The following is a 19,766-nucleotide window of genomic DNA, read 5'->3' on the forward strand; positions in this document are numbered from 1 at the left end:
AAAACCGCCGCTCTGTGTCGAATTCGACTGATTAGTCAGGGACGAAAGCGTCGGCCCGAACGGGGGCCGTCCGCAGGGTGGCGCTACTCGCTGCCGCTCGGGATGTTGTTCGCCTGTTCGAGCAGGTCGGCCAGTTCCTGATTGTTGAAGTGCTGGAAGGCGCCCTCGGTGAACCACGGCCCCATCGCGTAGTTGGCGTCCAGCGTCGGGTTGCCCCAGCCGATGAGGAAGAAGGCGGGCGATTCGCTCTGCTCGGCGACGAGTTCGCTCACGAGGTTGGCGAATTCCCGCCGGTTGACCTCACAGGAGACGTTCTCCAGTTCGTCGATCTGGCTGGCACAGGCCTCGGCGATGTCGACGTCCCGGAGATATCGGCCGCGCGGGACGTGCAGTTCGAGTTCGGCACCGGCGTGGCCGCTTTCCTCGACGAGCGCCTCCGCCCGAGCGGGGTCGTGCGGATAGGGGTCGACGTCCGGGTTGTGGCCGTTGTGGCCCGGCAGCGTCGGCTGGCTCGTCTGGTCGCCGAACTCGTTGAGGATGTTGTTGATGATGGATTCGACGTCGACGGCGAAGTTCATCGCCTGTCGGAACTCCTGGCTGTCGAACGGCTCGAAGGCGTCGTTCATCACGAGGAAGATGAGCCGCGTCGACGGCGTGTCCTCGTAGCGGACGCCCTCGGCCTCCTGAACGTCCGGAATGTCGTTGGGCCGGACGTTGACGATGAGGTCGGTGTCGCCGGCGATGAGCGCGTCGACGCGGGGGCCGTTCTCGGGAATCGCCGTGAAGGTGACCGATTGCGGGTCCGGCGTTTCGCCCCAGTAGTCGTCGAACTGCGTGTAGGCGACGCGGGTGTCGTCGACGTACTCGTCGAGTTCGTAGGGGCCGGTGCCGTTCATCACGTCAGCGATTTCGCCGTCGTTGTCATTGACCCAGCTCTTCTCGACGACCCGGCCGAAGGCGGTCAGGTTCCGGAAGATGGCGGGTTCGAGCGAGTTCAAATCGAGGACGACGTCGCCGTCGACCTCGCTGGCCTCGTTGATGTCACCGATGGTCGACGCGACGTCGCTGACGTCCGGATTGTTGGCCCGGTTGATGGAGTAGGCCACGTCCTCGGCGGTCATCCCGTCGCCGTTGTGGAAGGTGACGTCGTCCCGAATCGTCAGGCGGACCTCCTGTTCGCTGGTTCGCTCCCAGTCGGTGACGATAAGCGCGATAGGGCGGCCGTCGCGGTCCCGGTAGAGGAACGGCTCGTATCCCTGGTCGATGACGTTGTAGGTCGACGTGCTGTTGTCGCCGACCGGGTCCAGCGTGGGCGCGAGTTGGCCCTGCGTAATCGTGATTTCGTCGCGCTGGGTGCTGATTTCCTTGACGTTGATGTCCTCGTCGGCGCGGGCGGTCCATTCGAGGTCGTTGTTGACGCCGTAGATGCTGTACTGCTGGTGGAGGAAGACCCACGGCGCGAGTTCGTTGGACACGCCGTTGGCGTGCTGAAGCACCTGCTCGCGGGTGGGGTCCTCTGGGAGTTCACCGTCGTACTCCCGCAGTTCCGCCTCGGCACCGGACGGCGTCGGCGTATCCGTCTCGCCGTCGCCATTGCCGTTTCCGTTGCCGTTACCACTGTCACCACAGCCAGCCAGACCGACACTGGCCGCCGTCGCCGCGGCAGCGCCGCCGTATTGGAGGAACGTTCGTCGATCAACGTCGTCGCGTGACATACACCGTCTATCGGGCAACCCTTACATATACTTTGGTGATAAATACCCCCGCTTTGCGGCAATACGCAACCCCTCGTCGTCGACCGTTTCCAGCCCAGCGGCCCGCCCGACGGCAACCATCTCCGCTCGCACAACGGTTAACCCCCGGAAGAGCGATATTCGGGTATGCGAATCGCACTACTCGGCGGAACCGGCGATATCGGGCAGGGACTGGCCCTCCGGTGGGGCTACGACAGCAGCCACGAGGTCCTCATCGGCTCGCGGGACCCCGAGAAGGCCCGCACCAAGGCCGAAGAGTACGTGACCGAACTCGAAAGCCGCGGCACCGAAGCGGACATCAAGGGCTTCGAGAACGCCATGGCCGCCGACCGCGCCGACGTGGTCGTGCTGGCGGTGCCGGCCTACCATCTGGTCGACACCGTCGAGGACATCGCCGACCGTCTCGACGACGAGACGATTCTCGTCACCCCCGCCGTCGGGATGAAGCGTGACGACGAGGGCTTCCACTACAACCGCCCCGGTGCCGGCAGCGTCGCCGCGCTTGCAGCGGAGGCCAAACCCGACGACGTGTCGCTTGTCGGGGCCTTCCACAACCTGCCGGCCGGCGGCCTCGCGGACCTCGACCACGACTTCGAGTGGGACACCCTCGTCTTCGGCGAGGACGAGGACGCCAAGGGCATCGTGTCGGATCTAGCACGGGAAATCGAAGGGCTACGCCCGCTGGACGTCGGCGGCCTCGCAAACGCACCCGAAGTCGAGGCGATTACGCCGCTGCTTATCAACGTCGCCTCCGAAAACGATGGGATGCACGACCTCGGCGTGCGGTTCCAGTAGGCGACGTCAGTCGATGAGGCCGTAGCCGCGCTTGAAGAGGTAGATGTCCAGCGCGATGACGGCGGCCGTCAGCCCCGACAGCACGCCCAGCGAAAGCACGGGGTCGACCTCCTGAAAGCCGAGGAAGCCGTAGCGGACACCGTTGACCATGTACACCATCGGGTTCAAAAGCGACAGCGTCCGGTAGACCCCCGGCAGCACGTCCAGCGAGTAGAAGACGGCGCCGAAGAAGACCAGCGGCCGGAGGATGAACTGGTTCATCACCGTCAGGTTGTCGAAGTCCTCGGCGACGAGGCCGCCGATGACGCCCAACGCGGCAAACAGCAGCGGCACGACGACCATGAACGCCACGAGGAAGAACGGCTGCCGGACCGGCACCGACGTGAACACGAGGCCGATGCCGATGATGATGAGGCCGACGATAATGCCCCGAAGCGCCGCCGCGAAGATGTAGGCCAGCACCATCGACGAGTAGGAAAGCGGCGAGGTCAGCGTCTCATGGATATACTCGTTCCAGCGGCCGTGGAAGATGGAGAACGAGGAGTTCTCGAAGGCGTTGCCGATGGCGCCCAACACGACGAGGCCGGGCAGGATGAACAGCAGGTAGTCGAAGCCGGCGATGTCGTCGATACGCTGGCCCAGAATGACGCCGAAAACGGCGAAGTAGAGGACGTTCGTAATCGCTGGCGGGAGGAACGTGTTCCGGGGCCGGCGGACGAACCGCAGAATCTCCCGCTTGAGCAGCGACCGAAAGCCGACGCCGAAGACCGAGGTGCTCATTGCAGCACCTCCAACTCCTCGGCTTCCTCGCCGGGCCGAGTCATGTCGACGAAGACCTCTTCGAGGGAGGCCCGCCGGATATCGAGGTCCAGCACCTCGTAGCCCGCGGCTTCGAGTTCACGCAGGAGTTCCGGCGCGACGCTTCGGCCGCCGCCCGCCGTAACGAGCAGGCCGTCGTCCTCGACGCGGTACTCGATGACGTCGTCGACTTTGATGTCGGGCACCGATTCGGGCGGGTTTGCCAGCGTGACGTGGAGCTGGTCGGTCCCGCGCGACCGCAGGTCGTCGGGCGTGGCGACCTCGACGACCCGCCCGGAGTCACAGATGGCCACGCGGTCACAGAGGCGTTCGGCCTCCTCGATGTAGTGGGTCGTCAGGAGGATGGTCGTCCCCTCGGCGTTGAGGCGCTCGATGACGCCCCAGAGGTCCCGCCGCAGTTGGACGTCGACCCCCGCCGTGGGTTCGTCGAGGATGAGCAGGTCGGGATTCGTGACGAGCGCACGCGCGAGGAGGAAACGGCGCTTCATCCCGCCGGAGAGCCAGTCGAAGCGCGTGTCGCGCTTGTCGTAGATGCCGACAGTCTTGAGTGCGTCCTCGGCCCGTTCGGCGGCCTCCTCGGGCGGGACGCCGTGGTAGCCGGCCTTGTGTTCGAGCACTTCGTGAATGGGGAAGAATCGGTCGACGTTGAACTCCTGTGGCGCGAGGCCGATGCGGTCCCGAGCCTCCCGATAGTCGTCTTCGACGTCGTAGCCGAACACCTCGGCGGTGCCGCCGTCCTTGCGGACGAGGCCGACGAGAATGTTGATAAAGGTGGTCTTGCCGGCCCCGTTCGGGCCGAGCAAGCCGAAGAACTCCCCGCGCTCGACTTCGAAAGAGAGACCGTCGAGCGCCCGGACGTCGCCGTATGACTTCCGGAGGTCGTCGGCGCGTATCGCAGGTTCCATACGAAAACGGAGTCGATTCGGCCGGTTAAGGGTGCTGAAACCGGACGTGACGTGGCACCGAACGCCGGGCAGGGTTTAAATAACCCTTCATTGTCGGCGATGAACCTATCCGGGAACCTTCCGACCCGCAGCCATGGATAGACGAACGTTCGTGACGGCTGCGGGGGGAATCGGGCTCGCGTCGCTACTGGGGACGGGGACGGTCACCGCGGCGGAAGGCGACGGCTACACTCGCGAGGAACACAGCGTCGAGTCCTTCGACGGGACCGAGATACCCGCCGTGCTGTTCGTGCCCGACGGCGGGGCCGACGCGGCCCTGATAACGACCCACGGCTGGGGCGGGTCGAAATCCAGCGTCGAAGGCTACGGCCCGCTGGCCACCGACAACGGCTATGCACTCGTGGCGTTCGACCAGCGTGGCTTCGGCGAGTCGACCGCCGAAGTCGGCCTCTCGGGGCCGAAAGAGGTCGCCGACGTATCGGCACTCATCGACTTCCTCCGGGCGGACGACCGCATCGACAACGCCGCCGACGGCGAGCCGAAAATCGGGATGCTCGGCGCCTCGTATGCCGGCGGTATCCAACTCAACGCCGCCGCGGTCGACGACCGCATCGACGCGCTGGTTCCTGTCGTCCCGTGGCACGACCTCGCCTTTTCGCTGGTGCCCAACGGCGTCCCGAAACTCGGCTGGACGACGCTGCTGTACGGGTCGGGTATCGCCGCGTCCCGCGGCGTCGAGAGCCCCGACCCGGAGAACCTCCAGCGCGGCGTCTCCCCGCGACTCCACGAAATCTACACCAAGACGGTAGGGCAAAACCGGCTTCCGCCGGAGGGCGAGTCGTTCCTGAAGGTCCGCTCGACGGTCTCGAAGGCCGACCGCATCGACACCCCGGCGCTGGTCGTACAGGGGCTTCCCGACACCCTCTTTACGCCCAACGAGGGCCACCGCATCGTCGAGACGCTCCGAAACGACGGCGTCGATTCACGGTTCGTCCTCTTCAACGGCGGCCACACCGCGACAGAGACGGCCGAACCGACCGAACAGGTCGAAGAAATCGAGTCGATGGCGATGTCGTGGTTCGACCAGCACCTCCGGGACGACGGCGACTCGGGAATCGCGTCGCTGACCTACTGGGACATCCAGAACGGCGAGTTCCGCGAGGCCGACGGCTTCCCGCCGAGCGACGCCGAATCGCTCGACGTCTCGCTTTCGGATCTCACCGGGGAGGGACAGAGCCCCGTTATCAACACCGCAGCACCCACGTCGACGAGTCACTTCAGTCCCGAGAACACCGACGCCGTACCCGCGTCGGTCGCGGAGTTCGACCTGACTATCGGCGACGATATCGAGGTCCTCGGCACCCCCGAACTGTCCCTCTCGGTGACGCTTGTCGGTGCCCGAGCGTTCCTCTTCGGGAAACTGTATCACGTCTCCGACGGCGAGGCGACGCTGCTCAACAATCAGGTCGCGCCGGTCGCTATCGAGGGCACGCCCGGGGAGTCGCGGACCGTCGAATTCGAACTCGTCGGCACGCAGCGACACCTCGAATCGGGCGATACGCTCCGCCTCGCGCTGGCTGCGACCGACGCCGGGTTCACCTCCGCACGCACGGGCGCTGGCGCCCTCGTCGACCACGCCGGGTCGACGCTGACGCTGCCGGTCCGGAGCGACGAGAGCGACGGCGACGATGACGAGGAAGCCGATACCGATGCGACGGTGACCCGTTCGGGCGGCAGCACCGTCTCCACCGGCGGGTCACACCACAGCCACGAGTTGGACGTCGAGGGCGGTCCGACGTTCGTCCGCGACCGGACGCCCGATGGCTGGGTCGTCGTGGACGCCGACCACCCCTACGAGCGAACGGCCCCGCCGGAAACGACCGAGAACTACATCGAGTTCCACGGCAAGGTGGCCGACGACAGCAGAGAATATCTGACGCGTGCGCCCGCCGGCGTCGACCAGAGCAACGTCTACACGTTCGGTCCGGTCGAAGTCAGCGACGACGGCACCGAGTGGCGGACCGTCTCGGGAACCGAACGGACGGTGTTGCTCGTCGGCGCCGACGTCTAACGGGTTATCGGCCGAGTTTCGACCGCGAGATGCCGACGCCGCCGGGCGTGATGACGATCTGGTCGTCTTCCTTCTGGACGATGTCGCCGCCGACCTCGTTGGCGACCTGCTTGAGTTCGTCCGAGATGTGCTCCATCGTCCGGTCGGTCGTCGTATGCCGGGTGATGTCGGCGATGACGACGTCGCCGTCGTAGACGGCGTCCTTGATGTCGACGACGTCGCCTTTCTCGCTGATTTCGGCGAAGTGTACCTGCATGCTCGCCGCGCCGGCGTCAGCGTCGAAGTCATCGATATCGAGTTCGACGTAGTCCTCGGCGTTGTGGGAGTTGCCGCCGAGAAGCTTGCTCATGAGACCCATACCTGCGAAAGCGGGGTCTGGCGGCATAGGCTTTACGTCAGACGACGCGTCGAGAGGGCCGTCGGCGGGTGCGCCACCGCGTCGACGACCCGACGCTCCGTTTCCGCCGAACACATCTTTTTGCATCGCCGTGGCCCAGATGGGACCATGACCTTCAGCATCTGCGTTCGCGAGGAGTACGAGGACGACGACGGCACCGACCAGACCCGATTCGGCGTCGCCGTCACCACCCGGCTTGCGGGAGTCGGCACGCTCTGTCCGTTTATCAGTGAGAACGGCGCGGTCGCCACCCAGAGCCTCGTCAACATCGAGTTGGGCGAGAAGGGCATCGAGTACATCGACGACGGGCTGGCCGTCGAGGACGCCCTCCAATCCCTCCTCAATGCCGACGACGGCGCCGCAAACCGCCAGCTCCACGGCGTGGACAGCGAGGGCTCGTTCGTCTTCTCGGGCGAGGAGTGCAAGCCGTGGTACGGCCACCACGACGGCGGGTCGTTTACCGTCGCCGGCAACCTCCTGACCGGCGAGGAAGTCATCGAGTCGGTCACAGAGGCCTACGAGAAGAGCGCGCCGCCACGCGGCGCGGACAGTCGAGCGGATACCGAAGGGAACCGCGAGACGGGCGACCGCGAGGAACCGCTCGCCGAACGCCTCATCGACGCCCTCGAAGCGGGTCACGAGGAAGGCGGCGATAAACGAGAGGAACTGCCCGTCCAGAGCGCCGCGCTCATGGTCGAATCCACCGAGGAGTTCGCGCTGGACCCCGCCTACAACGACCTCCGCATCGACGCCACAGAGACGCCAATCGAGGACCTCCGCGAGACCTACGAAACAGCCGTGCAGGGCCACGAGGACGCGATGGAACTCTACGAGGACGCATACGAAGAGGACGAGATGAACGACGTGGGCGAGGAGTAAGACGACCACCCTGGTGGACGAAGGGCGAGGGCTTCGGGAGCCGTTTTGTGGATACCGAATACGGAACCGCGAGCAACATCTCTGAAGCCCTCGCACGCTACGGGAGTCCGAACCCGCAAGCACCGCAACGAGCGAAGCGAGTGAGGAGCGCAGCGCGGTTCAGACGACCGTAGCGCGCTCGCCCTTCATCCGCCAGGAGCCCGGTTTATAAATGGTCTACGCAGGGAAGAAAGACGGCCGGCTGAAATCACACATGAAACTCGTATAGCTCGTCGCCGACGTGGTGGAGGTTCTCGACGACCTTCCCGGAGTCGCCGACCATATCGTTACCATCGGCCTCGGCGCGACCGACCGCGAGCGCCTTGCCGTGGTTCTCCTCGACGACGATGACGAGGTCTCCCGGCGCGATGTCGTCGGTGGCTTCGACGATGCCGGGCCGCATGATGTTGGCACCGTCGGAGACGAAGGAGATGGCCCCCGAGTCGACGGTGACGACGTGGTTTTCGGGCGGGTGTTCGTTGGCGCCGACGACCGTCAGGAAGAGTTCGTCGTCGAAGGAGGCGACCAGCGGCTCGCCGTCGACGAGGACGACTTCGCGGTCGACGTCGTCGAACTCGACGCGCTCGTAGCTGTCGCCGTCGAGGTCGACGCCGAGCTTTTCGGCGAGGGCGTCCTCCAGTTCGCTGATTTCGTCCGACCGGAGGTGGTGGCGGGACTTGACGTCCATACCCGGGCTTGGCGCGTCACGAGTTAAAAACCGCCGGTCCGGGCCGGGAGCGGCGCGGCGCCTCGGGACCGTCCCGTCACCGCTAAGGCCGCGGCGGCCCGCGTGTCAGTATGATAGATTTACGGAGCGACACGGTAACGAAGCCGTCGCTCGGGATGCGTGAGGCCGCCGCCGACGCCGAGGTCGGCGACGACGTCTACGGCGAGGACCCGACGGTCAACGAACTCGAAGCGAAGGTCGCCGACGTGCTCGGCAAGGAGGACGCACTCTTCGTGCCCTCGGGGACGATGGGCAACCAGATAGCCGCCCGCGTCCACACCGAACGCGGCGAGGAGGCCCTCGTTGAGGCCGAAAGCCACATCTACAAGTGGGAACTCGGCGGCCTCGCCCAGCACTCGGAGGTGCAGGTCCGCACCGTCGACGGCGGCGAGCGAGGCGTCATCACGCCCGAGGCCGTCGCCGAAGGCTACGTGGAGGCCGACGACCACCGCGCCGGAACCGGCCTGCTGTGTCTGGAGAACACCCACAACAGCAAGGGCGGCACCGCGATTGCGGCCGAGCGCATCGACGCCGCCTGCGAGGCCGCCCACGAGCGCGGCGTGTCGGTCCATCTCGACGGCGCGCGCCTGTTCAACGCCGCGGCGGCGCTGGATACCGACGCCGCGCGACTGGCGGAGAACGTCGATTCGGTGATGTGCTGTCTCTCGAAGGGCCTCGGCGCGCCCGTCGGGTCGATGCTCGTCGGCAGCGAGGCCTTCATCGAGGAGGCCCACCGCGTCCGCAAACTGTTCGGCGGCGGGATGCGGCAGGCCGGCATCATCGCCGCGCCGGGCCTTATCGCCTTAGAGAACCGCGAGCGACTGGCCGAGGACCACGAAAACGCCCGGCGACTGGCCGCGGGACTGGACGAACTCGACGGCATCGACGCGCGCGACCCGGAGACGAACATCGTCCTCGTGGAGACGAACGAACCGGCCGAGGAGTTCCTCGACGCCTGCGCGGAGCGGGACGTCCTCGGCGTGCCCTTCGGCGACAACGTCGTGCGGTTCTGTACGCACCTCGGCGTCGACAGCGAGGATATCGAATCGACGATTCGCCGCATCGAGGGCCTGCGCGGCTGATTACTCGTTGCCCCCGCGGCCCCGCCGAAGCCCTTCGGTGAAACTCAGGAGGATACGCCGGACGAAAAGGAAGAGCCCGAAGACGATGAGCAGGAGAACGACGATGATGCCGACCAGCGCGGGCGAGACGTCGCCGGGAAGGATTTGAAGCCCGGCGAGGGCCGCCGCGAGCGCGGTGAGTGGCGCGAGCGCATCCATAGTCGGCGGTTGCCGCGCCGGGGCAAAGGCGTTTCGGGGAACAAAGTTCATGCCCACGGGTTCAAAAGCTACGTTCGATGAGTCTCCTGCCCTCCAGTCCGGATATCTCCCCGGACAGCGAGCCACGGGTTGTCGGCCTCGACAGCGAGGAGGCCGACGACCTGATGGCGGCGCTTTCCTCGACGACGGCCCGGCGGCTTCTCTCGGAGTTACACGACGACCCCGCGCCGCCCGGCGAGTTGGCCGACCGCGTCGACACCTCGCTGCAGAACGCCCAGTACCACCTCGAAAAGCTCGAAGACGCCGGCGCCATCGAGGTCGTCGGTACCGCCTACTCCGAGAAGGGCCGCGAGATGAACGTCTACGGCCCCGCCGACAGCCCGCTTGTCATCTTCGCCGGCGAGCAGGAACGGGCCTCCGGCCTCCGGGCCGCGCTCTCGCGACTCTTCGGCGGCTTCCTCGCGCTCGGTGTCGGCGCGCTGGCGATTCAGGAACTGTTCGGCCGCAGCCTCCTCCGGGCGGGCGGGGAGGGCGCCGCGCCGGCCGGTACCGAGACGCCGACGCCGGAGCCCTCGGCGACGGGGACGCCGACGTCCACGGAGGGCGGAAACGGCGGCAATGTCGGCATTCAGTCGACCGAGACGGAGGCGGCCGCCGATACGCCGGCCCCGACGGAGGCCCCGGAGGCCGCCGAGACGATGACGCCGACCGAAGTCGCGACGGAAGCCGCCGACGGCATGGACCTGCCCGCCGTCATCGACGCGCTGGGCGGCGGGCTCCCGCCGGGACTGGCGTTCTTCCTCGGCGGCGCAACTGTGCTGACGGTCATCGTCGCGCTGACCTACGTCCGGACCCGGCCGTAGCGTCGCTTTCCGTGGGTTTTCGATACCTAAAACGCTTTTTTGACCTTTCGCCGGTGCCTTATCAACCATGCCCGTATGAATAGATGCGCTGAACGCTTCGGCCCTCCACCCCGCTGACGTTTGCCCTTGCCCGACCGATCGGCGTTCGGCGCGTTCTTCCTCCCCCACTCTGCCGCACAATCCGGCTATCCGTCGATAACTCGCGGTTCCACGGTGAACTCCTCGAAGACCTCACCCGAGGGTTCGACCAGTCGCCCCCGGGCGAGTCCACTCTCCTCGTCCCACGTCAGTTCGGCGTGTGCCGGCCGGTTCCAGCGCGGGTCCGCGTGGCTACCGGGGTTCAACATCGGGACGGTGCCCGTCCGGAACTCGGGTTTGTGGGAGTGGCCGAAAACCAACAGGTCGGCGTTGGATTGTCGGGCGAACATCGACAGCGCCGTTTCGGTCTTCCCGTCGCCGTGGGTGACCGCGATGCGGAGGTCCTGCCAGTCGACGACCCGCTCGGCCGGCAGGCGCTCGCGGACCGCCTCGTCGGCGTTGTTGCCGTAGACCCCCCGCAGGTCACAGCGGTCGTCGAAGGCATCGAGGACGGGTTCGGTCATGAAATCGCCGGCGTGAATCACGACGTTGGCGGCGTCGACGGCCTCGGCAGTGCGACCCTCGAGCCGGGTCGACTCGTGGCCGTGGGTATCCGAGAGGGCGACGAGCATACCGGCGCTACGGCGAGGGGGCCCATGACACCAACGCCTTAGTCCCGGCGGGGAGTGGTCGGTCGTATGGCAAGCGGCAGTACCGGCGTCGTCGTCGCAGCGATGTTCGCAAACGGGGCCATCGCCGTCCTGAAATTCCTCGGCTTCCTGCTGACGGGGAGTCCCTCCATGCTGGCCGAGACCTACCACTCCATCTCCGATACGGGCAATCAGGTGCTCCTGCTGGTCGGCATCAAGTACAGCCAGCAGGAGGCCAACCGGGCCCATCCGTTCGGCTACGGCCGTGCGCAGTTCTTCTATGCCTTCCTCGTCTCCGTGTTGCTGTTCGGCATCGCGGGTTGGGAGAGCCTCAAACACGGCTACGAGGAACTCCGCCACGGCGGCCACGAAACCGAGGCCGGCGCCGCCGAGTTCCTCGGCTACACCATCGACATCCCGCTACCCGTCGACCCCTTCTGGGTGTCGGTGGCCATCCTGCTGGGCGCTATCGTCTTCGAGGTCTACGCGTTCGTCAAGGCCCGCGCGGAACTGAAACGGCAGATGGACCAGTACGGCTGGTCGGGCTACCGTGAGACCTTCGAGCGGACCAGCGACATCACGACGCTGACGGCCTTCACGGAGGACACCGTCGCCCTCATCGGTCTCGTCGTCGCGCTGGTCGGCATCTTCGCGACCCGCATCACCGAAAACCCCGTCTACGACGCCGCCGGGGCGGTCGTCATCGGCATCCTCCTGATGGTCTTCGCCATCCTGCTGGCTATCGAGAACAAGCGACTCATCCTCGGCGAGAGCCTCGAAAAGACGGCCGAAAACGACCTCCGGGAAATCATCGCTAGCGGCGACGGTATTCTCGGCATCGACGACCTGCAGACGACCTTCGTCGGCCCCCAGAAGGTCCTCGTGGTCGGCGACGTGCGCTTCGAGACGGACCTCTCGCCGGCCGACGTCGACCTCGCCATCGAGGACGTCGAGAACACACTCCGCGAGGCCGACGACCGCGTCGCGTTCGTCTACATCGAGCCCGCGGACTGACTGCCCGGCGTCGGTTCGGACGCCGCCTTTCGAGTCCTTTTTCCCCGCCAGTCGGCAAGGGTCGGTATGCTTACAGCGGGCGTCATCGCCGTTCAGGGCGACGTCTCCGAACACGCCGACGCCATCCGCCGGGCGGCCGACCGCCACGGCGAATCCGTCGAAGTCCGGGAGATTCGCGACCCCGGCATCGTCCCCGACTGCGACCTCCTGCTCATGCCAGGCGGCGAATCGACTACCATTTCCCGCCTCCTCCGACAGGAGGGCATCGACGACGAGATTCGGGCCTTCGCCGCCGACGGCAAGCCGATGCTCGTCACCTGTGCCGGCCTCATCGTCGCCAGTCGCGACGCCAAGGACGACCGCGTCGAGACGCTCGATATCCTCAACGTGACCGTCGACCGCAACGCCTTCGGCCGGCAGAAGGACAGTTTCGAGGCCCACCTCGACGTCGAGAGGCTCGAACAGCCGTTCCCGGCGGTCTTCATCCGCGCGCCCGCCATCGACGAGGTCGGCGAGGGCGTCGACGTACTCGCGACCGCCAAGGACCGCGTCGTCGCCGTCCAGCAGGACAACATCGTCGGCACCGCCTTCCATCCCGAACTCACCGAGGACTCCCGGATTCACGGACTGGCCTTCTTCGAGTAATCGAGGCGAAAAACGAAGTGGGCGCGCGGTCGACGTTCGGACAGCAATGGAATCGGAACAGGTTCCAGACGACGGGGATACCCCGCTGGAGGAGGTCACCGCGGGCGTCGTCATCACGCTGACGCTACTCGCTGGCTTCGGGTTGCTGTTCGCGGGGTTCGAGTTCTTCTGGGTCGCCTTCCCCGTGGGGTTCGCCGGCCTCCTGCCGGCGGCGATGGGGGCCGTCAAGTACTATCAGCAGTCGACCGACGGGACCGCGTCGTCCCCAAGCGAGACGGACCAAGCCCTGGACGACTTGCGCCAGCGCTACGCGCGCGGTGAGTTGACCGAAGCGGAGTTCGAAGCACGCGTCGAACGCCTGCTGGAGACGGAATCGGTGGGCGACGCCCGGGACTACGCCGACCGAATCGAGACGCGCCCCGAGGCCGACCGGGAACGCGAGCGCTGAGACGGTCGGCCGAACCGCGGCGTTGCAGAGACGAACGCGTTTTTAGCCGTGCGTGCCGTGCCGAACGTATGGACGCACACATCGACGGGGTTCGGGTCGCCGAGACCCCAACGGGACTGGCGGCGGTCGTCCTCCTCGGCGTCGCGGACAGCGAGGACGTACTGCCCATCTTCATCGGCGTCGAGGAGGCGACCAGCATCGCCCGCGGACAGGACGCCACCGACATCGGGCGGCCGCTGACCCACGACCTCATGCTCGACGTGATGGAGGAACTCGGCGGCCGCGTCGACCGCGTCGTCATCTCCGGCCTCGACGAGGACACCTACGTCGCCGACCTCCACATCGAGACGCCGCGGGAGGCAGCCGTCGTCGACGCCCGCCCGAGCGACTCGCTGGCGCTTGCGGCCCGCACCAACGCCGACATCGAAATCGAGGACGGCGTCTTCGAGGTGGGCCGTGAGTCCCCCGACGAGTACGACGAACTGGACGACGTCCGCGAGGTGATGGCCTGATGAGCGAGGGGTCGACCGACGAGATTCTCGACGAACTGTTCGCCGTCATCGAATCCCGAAAGGAGGAGTTGCCCGAGGACTCGTATACGGCCTCGCTGTTCACCCACGAGAAAGGCGAGAACGCGGTGCTGGAGAAACTCGGCGAGGAATCGACCGAACTGATTCTCGCGGCCAAGGACGACGACCACGAGGAACTGGCCCACGAGGCCGCCGACATCGTCTATCATATGCTGGTTCTGCTCTCGATGAAGGACATGGACGTCGCGGACCTGCGTGCGGAGCTTCGTGAGCGTCGGTGACCGCATTTCGTGTTGTTTGTTTATAAAACGAACCCGTGCGAAAACGCCTAGCGGTCGATGTGGTGGATTGCGCCCGGCGAGAGCAACGTTCCATCGGGCAATTCGACCCACCCGTCCGGTTTGATGGTCGCCGGTCCCTCGTGGAGAACAGTCGTACCGTCGTCACCGTAAATGACGGCGTCTTCGAGGGACGTCTGCAGAAGTTCCCGGATGGCTTTGGCGAAGGGTTCGGCGGGAGCGAACATACCCGATAAATCGGGCCGACGGGACAAAACGGTCCGGCCTAGTTTACTGCGGTTCGAACCGGTAGGTCAGGATTTCGCTGGATTCGTCCCACTCGAAATCGCCGGGATGGACCTTCTCCATGCGCTTCTTGTAGGCGTCCAGCGACGGCGACCCCTCTCGCTTGGCGTCGGCGTCGGTCAAATCCCCGAGCGTGCGCTCCTCGACGCTCGTCACCTCGAAGGTGGTCCCGTCGACGTCGAAGGTGTCGCCTGCCTCGGCGTAGCGATTGCCGGCCCCGCGGCTGAGTTGGGTGATGTCGCCGTCGAGGGCGGCCTGTTTGACGCGGTCGTTCGGCAGCAGCGCGTCGGCGTCGATGCGTGCCATACCCCCAGTACGGGTGCCAGCCCCTTAATCGAGGAGGCCGCCGACGGCGCCGCCGATGGCGCTGTCGACCGCGAGTAGGACGGCGATGAAAGCGACCACCGCGAAGACGCCGAGGCCGCCCACCGCGCCGACGGGGCCTTCGAGCGTGAGGCCGATTACCGCCACCAGCAGGCCGGCGATGACCGCCAGCAGGAGACCGCCGAGCGCGCCCGCAAGCAGGCCGTGCCAGGCGCCGCGGAGGACGCCGCCGCCCGCAATCAGGCCGGCGACGAACCCGCCGACTAGCCCCGCGCCGACGTGGCCGACGACCGGCAGTGCGAACGCGAAGACCCCGGCGACGATACCGACGAGAGCGCCGATGAGGACGGCACGCCAGTTTACCATGGGCGCCATAGGTCGCCGTCGCGCAAATGGCTTCCGGCAAGCGGCTTGCCGGCCGGAAAACGGGGGTTAGCCGCCCGTACGCGAGACACGCTCCTTATAGGGACGGACCCACTATCCGAGGTATGGACTTCGAAGACCTTCCGACGGTGCCCCGGTCGGAGGAGTTGGTCGACAAGGCGTTCTCGCGGGCAGCACGCGCGGGGCGAGCGAAACAGGGGATCGAGGCCCAGGAGTCGATGCTCCAGACCTCGGCCAACATCCTCTCCGATAACCTCCAGAACGTCGTTACCTCGTGGCCGGATTTCGGACTCGTCGACGAGTTCTACTACGAACTCGCCGACGCGACGCTCGCAGAGACGGACGTCGGCGGCGTCGACAACCTCCGCCAGCACCTCTCGTCGGTCATGAGCGCCGGTCGCCAGATCGAGAACCTCAAAGAGGAGTACCACGGCCGCATCCGCAACGCCGACAGCGACACCGCCCGAAAGCTCCGCAAGCAGGCCTTCGCCCGCTTTGCGGACGTAACCGAAGGCGTCGCCGACGACCTGCTGGCCATCGGCGAGGCACGGGACGCGCTGAAAGTCCTGCCCGACATTCGGGCGGACGAACCCGCCATCGTCGTCGCCGGCTACCCGAACGTCGGCAAATCCTCCTTCGTCAACGACGTCACCAACGCGACGAACGAGACGGCCTCCTATCCGTACACGACGACGGGCATCAACGTCGGCCACATCGAGCGAAACCACATCCGCTATCAGTTGGTCGACACGCCCGGCGTCCTCGACCGGCCCTCCGAGGAGCGCAACGCCATCGAGTCGCAGGCAGTCTCCGCACTGGAGCATCTCGCCGACGCCGTTTTATATATGGTCGACGCCAGCGCGGCCTGCGGCTACCCCCTGGAGGACCAACTCGACCTGCTCGAAGAGGTTCAGGACCGATTCGACGTGCCCGTCCTCGTCGTCTGCAACAAGTCGGACCGCTCGACCGACGTCGAGGCCGATTACTACATGAGCATCGAAACGGGCGAGAACGTCGAGGAGGTCCTCGATGCCGCCATCGAAGCGGTCGGCCACGAACCCGAACTGCCCTTCGAGGAGTAACCGGCCTTTTTCAGTGCCCCGCGAATCGATAGTCAATCGGCCAGTAGCTTCGGAGAAGCGCTCTCCGGCCCGATCAAACCGTTTTAATCCGAATAAATTCGGTCAAACTCCGTGTGACGGTTTACCCCCTTTATCTTCCGTAGGGCCGTCGTGCCGACTGCAATGTCAGTCTCAAAGACCCTGGTGGCAGTGCTGGCAGTATTGCTCGTTGCTGGAAGCGGTGCCGCAGTAACGGGACTGGCCCAGACGGATGCCGGCGCGTCGTCGGCGTCCGTATCCGACCTCGAGATGGATGCAGCGCTCGATAACGAAACCGTCACGGTGACCGTGACTGACGACGGCGCGCCCGTAGAGAACGCCTCGGTCACCGTCGAAGGCGAAGAGGAGGTAACCGTCACCACCGACGCGGACGGAACGGCGACGGTCAACCGCTCGGCGCTCAGCGAGGACGATGAGTCCCTCGAAGAACTCGAAGTCGAGTACGAGTCCGACCACGCGGAGGGCGAACTGGAGTACGTCGTCGATGACGGCTCGCTCTCCCTCGTCGAAGAGGAATACGAGTACGACGTAGAGGAAGAAGACGGCGAGGCGGATGACGACGAGAGCGAGGAATCCGAAGACGAGGACGACGAAGAGGAAGACGACGACGATGAGGCAGAGGAGGATGATGAAGAAGAGGACGATGAAGAAGACGACGAAACCGAGGAAGACGCCTAACCGCGCGTAAGGTCCCCCGGTCTGTCGACGGACGGCACAGTTTTTCGCCTGTTTTTCTCGTCAATCGGCCGCTACTCAGGGCAGCAACGACCGGCCGAACTTCGGCAGCATGCCGACCGCGGCCGTCGTGAATGCGATACCGGCGGCGGGCGACGGCAACCTATCGCCGAATATCCAGCGATAGCCCCGAACCGGTGTGAGCGCGCCCATGGCGATGACCATGTGCGCCGGGATGTCGACCGTCGCGTGTTCGACCGGGTGGTAGTGGGGGTTGTAGTGGTCGAGCGAGACGACCCACGAGGTGGGGTACTCCCGAATCTGGAGGTGTTCGCCCTGTTCGTGCTCGCGGTAGACCGAGACCGCTCCCTTATGAATCGACCACGGGAAGTTCGACCGCCGGAGGTCGATATCGGTGGGAAGCGCCGGCTCGGCGGCTTTCGGTACGGCCACCGACTCCTCGGCGCCGAGCGCACGCGCCAGCGTGACGGCCTCCTCCCACGACTCGACGGTCTGCTTCTCCATACCTATCATACGAACGGCACGCGGATAAAATAGCCGGCTGTGGACTCGAAACGGTCCGTGGGGAAGAAGCGACGCGTCAGTTCACTGCGGTCGCGTTGTAACTCACGCGCACCTGATAGGAGACCGACACCGACCCGGTATCGAGTCGCGTGTTCGCGCCATCGGCCGACGCCTCGGCGACGGCCCCCTCGTATCGGACCGGGCGGTAGTGCTGCTGGGAGGCATCGACGGTGGCGACGTTGGTCACCTGCAGGTCGCCGTTGGCCGCGATGGCGTCGGCCTGCGTGCGTGCGTCGGCCATCGCGTTGTCGATGGCGTCCTCACGGAGGTCCGTGCGGGTGTCCTCCGAGAGCGTGAACCGGACGGCGCCGACCTCGGCGTTCGCGGCGGTGGCAGCGTCGATGACGTCCCCGGCGCGGGCGGGGTCATCCACCGTCACCTCGAAGGCGTGGACGCCGCGGTAGGCGGGCCCCTCGCGTTCCTCCTCGCGCGGGTGTCGCTGTTCGTGAATGCGGTATTCGGTCGTTTCGTAGGCCGATTCGTTGACACCGGCCGCCGCGAGTTCCTCGCGGAGGGTCTCGGCGTCGGCCACGAGCGCGTCACGGACGGCGCTCGCGTTGTCGCCTTCGGCGGTCGCGGCGACGCGGACGACGGCCTGGTCCGGCGGGGCGTCGGCCTCACCGGTCGCGTCGACGGTAATCGCTCGGTTCGCGGGGTCGTGTGCAGTCGTGTCGCCGCTCGCCGCGGTGACGAGCGCGGCGCCGGCCAGCGCCGCGCCGAGGATGGCGATGACGACGACCAGCACCGGGAGGGCATCTCGTTGCATACACGTCTCCGTGCGGCGGCGACTACCCTATAAACGCCGAAACATCAAACGCGCCTTTGAGTCTTCAGGCGCGTTCGACCTCGAAATACAGCACCTGCACGTCGATATCGAGGCCGTGTTCGGTCCGGAGACGGTTGTCTATCGCCTCCGCGAGGCCCGGCCGTGGGGCGTCGGGCGGGACGCCGACGGTGACGACCACCGTCTCCGGGCGGTGGAAGAGCACGTATTCGGTCTCCGTTCGGACCTCCAGTTCGACCAGTTGATAGCTCTGATAGGCCGGGTCCGCCAGTTCCGTGTTCACGCTCTCGCGGATGTCCTGTTCGGCCGTCGCCGTCTGATAGGAGTCGTAGGTGACGCCGCCGAGGAACAGCGACAGGAGCGCGATGGCGGCAACGAGGACGCCGACCCGTTTGAGGGTCGCGACGCGCGCACGGTCACGGCGGAAGAAGTGTTCCGGCCGGTAGCCGGCATACCAGAGGACCAGCAGGGCCGCGAGGTTAATCGAGAGGACGTTGACCGCGACGAGGACGCCGGACCCGACCGCCAGCGCGGGAAGGCCGTAGGCGATGCCGATACCCACCGTCGCCGCGGGCGGAATCAACGCCACCGCAATCATGACGCCGACCAGCGCGGCGCTGATGCCGGTCATCAGGCTGAGCGCGCCGGCCACGCCCGCACCGAGGGCGACCACGAGCGAGAGGAAGTTCGGCGAGAGCCGTTCTTCGACTTCGCTCAGGGCCAGCGGGTCCAACCCCGGCGGCACGAGGTTCGCCATCTGCACGAAGACCGCGAAGCCCGTCGCCGCGACGATAGAGAGGAGAACACCAAAGACCTGCAGGAGGATGCCCCGTCGGAAGAGTTCGGCGTCGTCGACGACGCTACCGACCGCCGCGGCCATCGCCGGGCCGATAAGCGGCGCGATAACCATCGACCCCACGACGGTCGCCGGCGAGTCCAACAGGAGGCCGGCGGTGGCGATGACCGCCGAGACGATTGTCATCACGACGTAGGTCGGCAGCGAGGAGGCCAACTCCTCGGCGCGGGCGACCAGTTCCTGTCTGGCGATGCGGTCGCTGCTGTCCCCGTTTTCCTCCCCGTATTCCTCCTTCAAGCGGTCGAACTTCTCGGAGACGACCGTCTCCGCGCTCAATACGACCGTGTAGGCCTGCCGGTCGAGGCCGACCTCGCGGAGGTCCTCCAGAATCGGCTCGACGGCGTTCGTCGGCAGCGGGAAGTACGCCACAGCCGTGTACTCCCGGCCGCTGGTCTCGTCGGTGACGACGTAGTCGATACCCTCCTCGTCGAGGACCTTCAGCACCGTCTCCCGCTTGCCGGCAGGGATGGTCACCTGAACGAGTCGCACACTGGCCCGTCGAACGGCACCGCGTTAACCCTGTCGCCGTCGGGAGAGCCGACCGAAAACGGGTGCCGGA

Annotated in this window: 25 protein-coding genes; 12 read left to right on the forward strand and 13 right to left on the reverse strand. The window is 66.2% G+C overall.

Annotation, left to right across the window (positions count from 1 at the left end; all coding sequences use genetic code 11):
• Positions 1–83 precede the first annotated feature (83 nt).
• Positions 84–1,715 carry an ABC transporter substrate-binding protein gene (locus HWV23_RS07545; protein WP_178289804.1) on the reverse strand — a complete coding sequence of 544 codons (1,632 nt, stop codon included), beginning with the start codon at positions 1,713–1,715 and terminating at the stop codon, positions 84–86.
• A 165-nt stretch (positions 1,716–1,880) separates the two neighbouring features.
• Here HWV23_RS07545 and npdG point away from each other — a divergent pair, with 165 nt between their 5' ends.
• Positions 1,881–2,549 (forward strand): NADPH-dependent F420 reductase, encoded by a 669-nt coding sequence (npdG, locus tag HWV23_RS07550; protein ID WP_178289805.1) that lies wholly within the window; start codon positions 1,881–1,883, stop codon positions 2,547–2,549.
• Between the two features lie 6 nt (positions 2,550–2,555).
• Here npdG and HWV23_RS07555 read toward each other — a convergent pair whose 3' ends face one another.
• Both HWV23_RS07555 and HWV23_RS07560 read right to left on the reverse strand, forming a co-directional pair.
• Entirely contained in the window at positions 2,556–3,329 is a 774-nt protein-coding gene (locus tag HWV23_RS07555; RefSeq protein WP_178289806.1) for an ABC transporter permease, read from the reverse strand.
• Positions 3,326–4,273: an ABC transporter ATP-binding protein gene (locus HWV23_RS07560; protein WP_178289807.1), complete on the reverse strand. Its 948-nt coding sequence runs from the start codon at positions 4,271–4,273 to the stop codon at positions 3,326–3,328. The genes HWV23_RS07555 and HWV23_RS07560 overlap by 4 nt, the downstream gene beginning before the upstream one ends.
• Positions 4,274–4,406: 133 nt before the next feature.
• On the opposite strand from HWV23_RS07560, the gene HWV23_RS07565 reads away from it, so the two are divergent.
• A complete protein-coding gene (locus HWV23_RS07565; RefSeq protein WP_178289808.1) occupies positions 4,407–6,344 on the forward strand; it encodes a S15 peptidase family protein in 1,938 nt (645 codons plus the stop codon).
• Between the two features lie 4 nt (positions 6,345–6,348).
• Here the strand turns inward: HWV23_RS07565 and HWV23_RS07570 are convergent, their stop codons facing one another.
• Positions 6,349–6,702: a cell division protein SepF gene (locus HWV23_RS07570; protein WP_178289809.1), complete on the reverse strand. Its 354-nt coding sequence runs from the start codon at positions 6,700–6,702 to the stop codon at positions 6,349–6,351.
• A gap of 147 nt (positions 6,703–6,849) precedes the next feature.
• On the opposite strand from HWV23_RS07570, the gene HWV23_RS07575 reads away from it, so the two are divergent.
• Positions 6,850–7,620, forward strand: a complete 771-nt coding sequence (locus HWV23_RS07575; protein ID WP_178289810.1) for a DUF1028 domain-containing protein — start codon at positions 6,850–6,852, stop codon at positions 7,618–7,620.
• 247 nt (positions 7,621–7,867) lie between these two features.
• On the opposite strand, the gene HWV23_RS07580 is transcribed toward HWV23_RS07575, so the two are convergent.
• On the reverse strand, positions 7,868–8,347 hold the full coding sequence (locus HWV23_RS07580; protein WP_178289811.1) for an RNA-binding protein: 480 nt from the start codon (positions 8,345–8,347) through the stop codon (positions 7,868–7,870).
• 110 nt (positions 8,348–8,457) lie between these two features.
• On the opposite strand from HWV23_RS07580, the gene HWV23_RS07585 reads away from it, so the two are divergent.
• Positions 8,458–9,468 (forward strand): threonine aldolase family protein, encoded by a 1,011-nt coding sequence (locus HWV23_RS07585; RefSeq protein WP_178289812.1) that lies wholly within the window; start codon positions 8,458–8,460, stop codon positions 9,466–9,468.
• Here the strand turns inward: HWV23_RS07585 and HWV23_RS07590 are convergent, their stop codons facing one another.
• Entirely contained in the window at positions 9,469–9,666 is a 198-nt protein-coding gene (locus tag HWV23_RS07590) for a DUF7859 family protein (RefSeq protein ID WP_178288261.1), read from the reverse strand.
• A gap of 77 nt (positions 9,667–9,743) precedes the next feature.
• On the opposite strand from HWV23_RS07590, the gene HWV23_RS07595 reads away from it, so the two are divergent.
• Entirely contained in the window at positions 9,744–10,529 is a 786-nt protein-coding gene (locus HWV23_RS07595) for an ArsR/SmtB family transcription factor (protein ID WP_178289813.1), read from the forward strand.
• Between the two features lie 185 nt (positions 10,530–10,714).
• Here the strand turns inward: HWV23_RS07595 and HWV23_RS07600 are convergent, their stop codons facing one another.
• A complete protein-coding gene (locus HWV23_RS07600) occupies positions 10,715–11,239 on the reverse strand; it encodes a metallophosphoesterase (protein ID WP_178289814.1) in 525 nt (174 codons plus the stop codon).
• A 66-nt stretch (positions 11,240–11,305) separates the two neighbouring features.
• Here HWV23_RS07600 and HWV23_RS07605 point away from each other — a divergent pair, with 66 nt between their 5' ends.
• From HWV23_RS07605 to hisE, 5 genes are all read left to right on the forward strand, one after another.
• A complete protein-coding gene (locus HWV23_RS07605) occupies positions 11,306–12,271 on the forward strand; it encodes a cation diffusion facilitator family transporter (protein WP_178289815.1) in 966 nt (321 codons plus the stop codon).
• A 66-nt stretch (positions 12,272–12,337) separates the two neighbouring features.
• Positions 12,338–12,916, forward strand: a complete 579-nt coding sequence (gene pdxT / locus HWV23_RS07610) for a pyridoxal 5'-phosphate synthase glutaminase subunit PdxT (protein ID WP_178289816.1) — start codon at positions 12,338–12,340, stop codon at positions 12,914–12,916.
• Between the two features lie 46 nt (positions 12,917–12,962).
• Entirely contained in the window at positions 12,963–13,364 is a 402-nt protein-coding gene (locus tag HWV23_RS07615; protein WP_178289817.1) for an SHOCT domain-containing protein, read from the forward strand.
• A 68-nt stretch (positions 13,365–13,432) separates the two neighbouring features.
• Complete coding sequence (locus HWV23_RS07620) at positions 13,433–13,876, forward strand: bifunctional nuclease family protein (protein ID WP_178289818.1); 444 nt, start codon at positions 13,433–13,435, stop codon at positions 13,874–13,876.
• Complete coding sequence (gene hisE / locus HWV23_RS07625; RefSeq protein ID WP_178289819.1) at positions 13,876–14,175, forward strand: phosphoribosyl-ATP diphosphatase; 300 nt, start codon at positions 13,876–13,878, stop codon at positions 14,173–14,175. Before HWV23_RS07620 ends, hisE begins: the two co-directional genes overlap by 1 nt.
• 47 nt (positions 14,176–14,222) lie before the next feature.
• On the opposite strand, the gene HWV23_RS07630 is transcribed toward hisE, so the two are convergent.
• Genes HWV23_RS07630 through HWV23_RS07640 form a run of 3 tightly spaced genes read right to left on the reverse strand, consistent with a single transcriptional unit; the run spans position 14,223 to position 15,168 of the window.
• A complete protein-coding gene (locus HWV23_RS07630; RefSeq protein ID WP_178289820.1) occupies positions 14,223–14,420 on the reverse strand; it encodes a hypothetical protein in 198 nt (65 codons plus the stop codon).
• 43 nt (positions 14,421–14,463) lie between these two features.
• Entirely contained in the window at positions 14,464–14,784 is a 321-nt protein-coding gene (locus tag HWV23_RS07635) for an ASCH domain-containing protein (protein ID WP_178289821.1), read from the reverse strand.
• Between the two features lie 24 nt (positions 14,785–14,808).
• Positions 14,809–15,168 (reverse strand): DUF5518 domain-containing protein, encoded by a 360-nt coding sequence (locus tag HWV23_RS07640; protein WP_178289822.1) that lies wholly within the window; start codon positions 15,166–15,168, stop codon positions 14,809–14,811.
• A gap of 122 nt (positions 15,169–15,290) precedes the next feature.
• Here HWV23_RS07640 and HWV23_RS07645 point away from each other — a divergent pair, with 122 nt between their 5' ends.
• Positions 15,291–16,268, forward strand: a complete 978-nt coding sequence (locus HWV23_RS07645) for an NOG1 family protein (RefSeq protein ID WP_178289823.1) — start codon at positions 15,291–15,293, stop codon at positions 16,266–16,268.
• Between the two features lie 162 nt (positions 16,269–16,430).
• Positions 16,431–16,985: a hypothetical protein gene (locus HWV23_RS07650; protein ID WP_178289824.1), complete on the forward strand. Its 555-nt coding sequence runs from the start codon at positions 16,431–16,433 to the stop codon at positions 16,983–16,985.
• A 75-nt stretch (positions 16,986–17,060) separates the two neighbouring features.
• Here the strand turns inward: HWV23_RS07650 and HWV23_RS07655 are convergent, their stop codons facing one another.
• From HWV23_RS07655 to HWV23_RS07665, 3 genes are all read right to left on the reverse strand, one after another.
• The gene (locus HWV23_RS07655; protein WP_178289825.1) at positions 17,061–17,507 is read right to left on the reverse strand and encodes a hypothetical protein; all 447 of its coding nucleotides are present in this window, start codon (positions 17,505–17,507) and stop codon (positions 17,061–17,063) included.
• A 76-nt stretch (positions 17,508–17,583) separates the two neighbouring features.
• Positions 17,584–18,333 (reverse strand): SIMPL domain-containing protein, encoded by a 750-nt coding sequence (locus HWV23_RS07660; protein ID WP_178289826.1) that lies wholly within the window; start codon positions 18,331–18,333, stop codon positions 17,584–17,586.
• Positions 18,334–18,397: 64 nt separating this feature from the next.
• On the reverse strand, positions 18,398–19,696 hold the full coding sequence (locus HWV23_RS07665; protein WP_178289827.1) for a TIGR00341 family protein: 1,299 nt from the start codon (positions 19,694–19,696) through the stop codon (positions 18,398–18,400).
• Positions 19,697–19,766: the final 70 nt, after the last annotated feature.

The sequence above is a fragment of the Natronomonas halophila genome, assembly GCF_013391085.1.
GTDB lineage: Archaea > Halobacteriota > Halobacteria > Halobacteriales > Haloarculaceae > Natronomonas > Natronomonas halophila.

Excerpts from the sequence above, each read along its gene's own strand:
- HWV23_RS07545 (WP_178289804.1), bottom strand. The coding sequence starts at position 1,715 with ATGTCACGCGACGACGTTGATCGACGAACGTTCCTCCAATACGGCGGC.
- npdG (WP_178289805.1), top strand. The coding sequence starts at position 1,881 with ATGCGAATCGCACTACTCGGCGGAACCGGCGATATCGGGCAGGGACTG.
- HWV23_RS07555 (WP_178289806.1), bottom strand. The coding sequence starts at position 3,329 with ATGAGCACCTCGGTCTTCGGCGTCGGCTTTCGGTCGCTGCTCAAGCGG.
- HWV23_RS07560 (WP_178289807.1), bottom strand. The coding sequence starts at position 4,273 with ATGGAACCTGCGATACGCGCCGACGACCTCCGGAAGTCATACGGCGAC.
- HWV23_RS07565 (WP_178289808.1), top strand. The coding sequence starts at position 4,407 with ATGGATAGACGAACGTTCGTGACGGCTGCGGGGGGAATCGGGCTCGCG.
- HWV23_RS07570 (WP_178289809.1), bottom strand. The coding sequence starts at position 6,702 with ATGGGTCTCATGAGCAAGCTTCTCGGCGGCAACTCCCACAACGCCGAG.
- HWV23_RS07575 (WP_178289810.1), top strand. The coding sequence starts at position 6,850 with ATGACCTTCAGCATCTGCGTTCGCGAGGAGTACGAGGACGACGACGGC.
- HWV23_RS07580 (WP_178289811.1), bottom strand. The coding sequence starts at position 8,347 with ATGGACGTCAAGTCCCGCCACCACCTCCGGTCGGACGAAATCAGCGAA.
- HWV23_RS07585 (WP_178289812.1), top strand. The coding sequence starts at position 8,458 with ATGATAGATTTACGGAGCGACACGGTAACGAAGCCGTCGCTCGGGATG.
- HWV23_RS07590 (WP_178288261.1), bottom strand. The coding sequence starts at position 9,666 with ATGGATGCGCTCGCGCCACTCACCGCGCTCGCGGCGGCCCTCGCCGGG.
- HWV23_RS07595 (WP_178289813.1), top strand. The coding sequence starts at position 9,744 with ATGAGTCTCCTGCCCTCCAGTCCGGATATCTCCCCGGACAGCGAGCCA.
- HWV23_RS07600 (WP_178289814.1), bottom strand. The coding sequence starts at position 11,239 with ATGCTCGTCGCCCTCTCGGATACCCACGGCCACGAGTCGACCCGGCTC.
- HWV23_RS07605 (WP_178289815.1), top strand. The coding sequence starts at position 11,306 with ATGGCAAGCGGCAGTACCGGCGTCGTCGTCGCAGCGATGTTCGCAAAC.
- pdxT (WP_178289816.1), top strand. The coding sequence starts at position 12,338 with ATGCTTACAGCGGGCGTCATCGCCGTTCAGGGCGACGTCTCCGAACAC.
- HWV23_RS07615 (WP_178289817.1), top strand. The coding sequence starts at position 12,963 with ATGGAATCGGAACAGGTTCCAGACGACGGGGATACCCCGCTGGAGGAG.
- HWV23_RS07620 (WP_178289818.1), top strand. The coding sequence starts at position 13,433 with ATGGACGCACACATCGACGGGGTTCGGGTCGCCGAGACCCCAACGGGA.
- hisE (WP_178289819.1), top strand. The coding sequence starts at position 13,876 with ATGAGCGAGGGGTCGACCGACGAGATTCTCGACGAACTGTTCGCCGTC.
- HWV23_RS07630 (WP_178289820.1), bottom strand. The coding sequence starts at position 14,420 with ATGTTCGCTCCCGCCGAACCCTTCGCCAAAGCCATCCGGGAACTTCTG.
- HWV23_RS07635 (WP_178289821.1), bottom strand. The coding sequence starts at position 14,784 with ATGGCACGCATCGACGCCGACGCGCTGCTGCCGAACGACCGCGTCAAA.
- HWV23_RS07640 (WP_178289822.1), bottom strand. The coding sequence starts at position 15,168 with ATGGTAAACTGGCGTGCCGTCCTCATCGGCGCTCTCGTCGGTATCGTC.
- HWV23_RS07645 (WP_178289823.1), top strand. The coding sequence starts at position 15,291 with ATGGACTTCGAAGACCTTCCGACGGTGCCCCGGTCGGAGGAGTTGGTC.
- HWV23_RS07650 (WP_178289824.1), top strand. The coding sequence starts at position 16,431 with ATGTCAGTCTCAAAGACCCTGGTGGCAGTGCTGGCAGTATTGCTCGTT.
- HWV23_RS07655 (WP_178289825.1), bottom strand. The coding sequence starts at position 17,507 with ATGGAGAAGCAGACCGTCGAGTCGTGGGAGGAGGCCGTCACGCTGGCG.
- HWV23_RS07660 (WP_178289826.1), bottom strand. The coding sequence starts at position 18,333 with ATGCAACGAGATGCCCTCCCGGTGCTGGTCGTCGTCATCGCCATCCTC.